This window comes from Burkholderia sp. E168m23, from assembly GCF_016586125.1.
Lineage (GTDB): Bacteria > Pseudomonadota > Gammaproteobacteria > Burkholderiales > Burkholderiaceae > Burkholderia > Burkholderia orbicola.
Genome location: NZ_BCPP01000588.1, coordinates 1 through 4511 on the forward strand (window position 1 = coordinate 1; position 4511 = coordinate 4511).

The 4511-nt window shown below is 66.6% G+C and carries 5 protein-coding genes; 3 read left to right on the forward strand and 2 right to left on the reverse strand.

All coding sequences use genetic code 11. The features are described from left to right. The coding region (locus tag JMF90_RS25325) for an acyl-CoA dehydrogenase family protein (RefSeq protein ID WP_201325570.1) at positions 1-867 on the reverse strand (867 nt) is incomplete at its 3' end. Between the two features lie 170 nt (positions 868-1037). On the opposite strand from JMF90_RS25325, the gene JMF90_RS25330 reads away from it, so the two are divergent. Further along, a complete protein-coding gene (locus JMF90_RS25330; protein WP_011546950.1) occupies positions 1038-1784 on the forward strand; it encodes a TetR/AcrR family transcriptional regulator in 747 nt (248 codons plus the stop codon). A gap of 54 nt (positions 1785-1838) precedes the next feature. Here the strand turns inward: JMF90_RS25330 and JMF90_RS25335 are convergent, their stop codons facing one another. Continuing rightward, on the reverse strand, positions 1839-2327 hold the full coding sequence (locus JMF90_RS25335; RefSeq protein WP_006480545.1) for a MarR family winged helix-turn-helix transcriptional regulator: 489 nt from the start codon (positions 2325-2327) through the stop codon (positions 1839-1841). Positions 2328-2528: 201 nt separating this feature from the next. On the opposite strand from JMF90_RS25335, the gene JMF90_RS25340 reads away from it, so the two are divergent. Both JMF90_RS25340 and JMF90_RS25345 read left to right on the forward strand, forming a co-directional pair. Continuing rightward, the gene (locus JMF90_RS25340) at positions 2529-3608 is read left to right on the forward strand and encodes an aromatic ring-hydroxylating dioxygenase subunit alpha (RefSeq protein ID WP_011546949.1); all 1080 of its coding nucleotides are present in this window, start codon (positions 2529-2531) and stop codon (positions 3606-3608) included. After that, positions 3605-4511, forward strand: a 907-nt coding sequence (locus tag JMF90_RS25345; protein WP_201325571.1) for a PDR/VanB family oxidoreductase, incomplete at its 3' end; no start/stop codon positions are given. The genes JMF90_RS25340 and JMF90_RS25345, both read left to right, overlap by 4 nt.

Sequence of the window (4511 nt, forward strand, 5' to 3'; positions counted from 1 at the left end):
GCCCTGGATCAGCTGGAATTCGCCGATCGCCTGGCCGAACTGCTTGCGGTCGTGGATGTACGGCACGACCGCGTCGAGACACGCGGCCATGATGCCCGTCGGCCCACCCGACAGCACCGCGCGCTCGTAGTCGAGGCCGCTCATCAGCACCTTCACGCCGCCGTTCAACTGGCCGAGGATGTTCTCTTCCGGCACCTCGACGTCCTGGAACACCAGCTCGCCCGTGTGCGAACCGCGCATGCCGAGCTTGTCGAGCTTCTGCGCGACCGAGAAGCCCTTCATCCCCTTCTCGACAATGAAGGCGGTGATGCCGCGCGGGCCGGCTTCGATATCGGTCTTCGCGTAGACGACCAGCGTGTCGCAATCGGGGCCGTTGGTGATCCACATCTTCGTACCGTTGAGCACGTAGCGGTCGCCGCGCTTGTCCGCGCGCAGCTTCATGCTGACGACGTCGGAGCCGGCGTTCGGCTCGCTCATCGCGAGCGCGCCGATGTGTTCGCCCGACACGAGCTTCGGCAGGTATTTCTGCTTTTGCGCTTCGGTGCCGTTGCGGTGGATCTGGTTCACGCACAGGTTCGAGTGCGCGCCGTACGACAGGCCGATCGACGCCGACGCGCGCGAGATCTCCTCCATCGCGACCATGTGCGCGGTGTAGCCCATGTTCGCGCCGCCGTATTCCTCGGAGACGGTCATGCCGAGCACGCCGAGATCGCCGAACTTCTTCCACAGATCCATCGGGAACTGGTCGGTGCGGTCGACCTCCGCCGCGCGCGGCGTGATTTCCTTCGCCGCAAACGTCGCGACGGCGTCGCGCAGCATCTCGATGTCTTCACCGAGCATGAATTGCACGCCGGGCAGGTTGATCATGTCTCCTCCGTCTCCAGAAAGTGTGTCGCACTCACCGATTTCTGAGTTTCGCTCAAATCGAATGAATACGTCGATTCATTGACCAATACAGCGGAAATTTTGCACAGTTTCGCGCCTCGCCCGGTTCGGCGTCAATAGTTTTCTGAGTGATACTCAGATATGATGCGAGCATGACAGCCGCTCCCGCCGACACCATGACCGCCACCGCCAAAGCCGACCGCGCCGACTCGTCGCGCGCACCCGCCGGCCGCAAATCCCAGCAGCGCGTGCAGGACATCCTGCGCGCCGGCCGTGAAGTGTTCGCCGAAAAAGGTTACGAGCATGCGACGGCCGCCGAGATCGCGCAGCGCGTGGGGGTATCGGAGGCGACGGTGTTCAGCTATTTCCGCGGCAAACGCGAGCTGTGCGCGCGCGTGATCGCCGACTGGTACGACGAAATCATCGCCGCGTTCGAACACGGGATGCCGCGGGAGGCGTCGGTGCAGCAGCAGTTCGCGTTCATCGTGCGCACCCACCTGCGGCTGATGCTCGTGAACGGCACGGGGCTGTGCGCGCTGGTGCTGTCGGAAGGCCGCGCGAAGCAGCATGCGCTGAGCGACGAGCTCACCGCGCTGCAACGCCGCTACACGGCGCCGCTGATGGACGTGCTCGCACGCGGCCAGGCGGCCGGGCAGGTTCGCGCGGATCTGCCGCTGAGCCTGCTGCGCTCGATGGTGTTCGGGCCGATGGAGCACGTGCTGTGGGATGCGATCCTCGGGCACCGCAAGCTCGATACGGAAACGACGGCCACGCAGTTGATCGACATGCTGTGGGCCGCCGTGCAGCCGCCGGCGCCGGAGCAGGCGGCGCTGGTGCGCTTCAGGAACGAAGTCGCGGAAGCGGTGCGGCGGCTGGAAGGCGAAGCATCACGCGGCTGACGGCCAGGGCGGCGCACGCCGCCCTTCTGCGCCATCGCGCCGGGCGCCGCGCCGCTACGAATCCTCGCTCACCCGCAGCGGCGCGCGGCTCTGCTCGTTGTTCAAATGCACGAACTTGCGTAGCAGGCGCATCAGTTCCTGCGAATCGTCCTCGCCCATCCCGTCGAACAGCCCGGCCCGCAACTCCGTCACCGACGGAATCAGGTGGGTGAGCAGCTCGACGCCCGCCGGCGTCAACAGCAGGCGCCGCTGACGCCGCGGCAGCACTTCGCGGACGATCAATCCCTTCGCTTCGAGCCGCACCGCGAGATCGGCCGTGGTCGACGTGTCGAGCGCGACCCGCTGCGCGAGCGTCACCTGATCGAGCCCCGGATTCTCGTACAGCATCCGCAGCACCGCGTACTGCACGGGCGTCACGTCCCGGCCCAGCTTCTCGTAGAACATCGCGACCGCGATCTGGTGCGCGCGCCGGATCAGGTGCCCGGGTTCGTCGTACAGGTCGATCGGGAAAGCCGGCAGGTCGGCGGGAGTCGTTTTTTCCATGAATGAGTCGATGACTTAGGCGGCACGCACCGGTTGCGCGCACCGGCGGCATGGCGCTGCGTCGCGCCATTTCCCGGGAAAACCAGTATACCGCCCGCCTTGCTCCGGCCCATATCGATGAGTACACTGAATCTCATTCAGTACACGGAATGAAGATCGGGCCGCTTCCCCGGCGGCACCGTCCCGAAGGAGACAAGGAACATGTTTCTCAAGAACGCGTGGTACGTGGCGTGCACGCCCGACGAGATCGACGGCAAGCCGCTGGGCCGCAAGATCTGCAACGAATCGATGGTGCTGTACCGCGCGGCGGACGGCCAGGTCGCGGCGCTCGAGGATTTCTGTCCGCACCGCGGCGCGCCGCTGTCGCTCGGGTTCGTGCGCGACGGCGTGCTCGTGTGCGGCTATCACGGGCTCGAAATGGGCTGCAACGGCAAGCCGGCCGGCATGCCGGGCCAGCGGGTCGGCGGGTTTCCGTCGATTCGCAGCTTCCCGGCGGTCGAGCGGTACGGCTTCGTGTGGGTCTGGCCGGGCGATGCGTCCGAAGCCGATCCCGCCAAACTGCCGGCGCTGGCCTGGGCCGAGGACCCGGCCTGGGCGCACGGCGGCGGCCTGTATCACATCCGCTGCGATTACCGGCTGATGATCGACAACCTGATGGACCTCACGCACGAAACCTACGTGCATGCGTCGAGCATCGGCCAGAAGGAGATCGACGAAGCGCCGCCGAAGACCACCAGCCATGGCGACGAAGTCGTCACGAGCCGCTTCATGGAAAACGTGATGCCGCCGCCGTTCTGGCGAATGGCGCTGCGCGGCAACGGGCTCGCCGACGACATCCCGGTCGACCGCTGGCAGATCTGCCGCTTCACGCCGCCGAGCCACGTGATGATCGAAGTAGGCGTCGCGCATGCGGGCCACGGCGGCTACGATGCGCCGCCGAACAAGAAGGCGTCGTCGATCGTGGTCGACTTCATCACGCCCGAGACCGACACGTCGATCTGGTACTTCTGGGGGATGGCGCGCAACTTCCGGCCCGACGACGCCGCGCTGACCGCCGAGATCCGCGAAGGCCAGGGCAAGATCTTCGCGGAGGATCTCGAAATGCTCGAGCGCCAGCAGCGCAATCTCGAGCAATGGCCCGAGCGCACGCTCCTCAAGCTCAACATCGATGCCGGCGGCGTGCTGTCGCGCAAGGTGATCGACCGGCTGCTCGCCGCCGAACACGCGGCGAGCCCGCAGCGGCCCGTGATTCCGGTCGCGCAGGTCAAGGCGGCGTCATGAGCGGCGCGACCTTGACGGTTCGGGTCGCGCGCAAGTGGCAGGAAGCGCGCGACATCTGCGGCTTCGAACTCGTCAGCGATGACGGCTCGCCCTTGCCGCGCTTCGACGCCGGCGCCCATATCGACGTGCATCTGCCGGGCGGGCTCGTGCGCCAGTACTCGCTGTGCAACCATCCGGAGCAACGCGATCGCTACCAGATCGCGGTGCTGCGCGAGGCCGATGGCCGCGGCGGGTCGCGCGCGATTCACGACGAAATCCGGCAAGGCGATACCGTGCGGATTGGCCTGCCGCGCAATCAATTCCCGCTCGCGCCCGACGCGCCGCACCATCTGCTGTTCGCCGGCGGGATCGGTGTCACGCCGATTCTCGCCATGGCGGAACGGCTGTTTTCGGCCGGCATGCCGTTCGACATGCATTACTGCGCGCGTTCGACCGATCGCATGGCCTTCGTCGAGCGGATCAATGCGGCAGGGTTTCACGATCGCGTCCGCTTCCACGTCGACGACGGCGATCCCGCGCAACGCTTCGATCTGGCTGCCGTGCTCGCCGGCGCGCCCGACGGCACGCATCTGTACGTATGCGGCCCGCGCGGCTTCATGGATGCGGTGCTGAACGCCGCGCGCGAGCGCGAGTGGAGCGAAGCCCGGCTGCACTATGAGTTCTTCGGCGGCGCGGTCGTGTCGTCCGGCGCCGACCGCGCATTCCAGGTGCAAATCGCGAGCAGCGGCAAGGTGATCGACGTGCCGGCCGAATGCACGGTGATCGCGGCGCTGGCGGCGAACGGCGTCGACGTGCTGACGTCGTGCGAGCAAGGCGTGTGCGGTACCTGCCTGACTCGCGTGCTCGAAGGCGAGCCCGATCATCGTGATACGTACTTGACCGACGACGAAAAGGCGGCCGGCG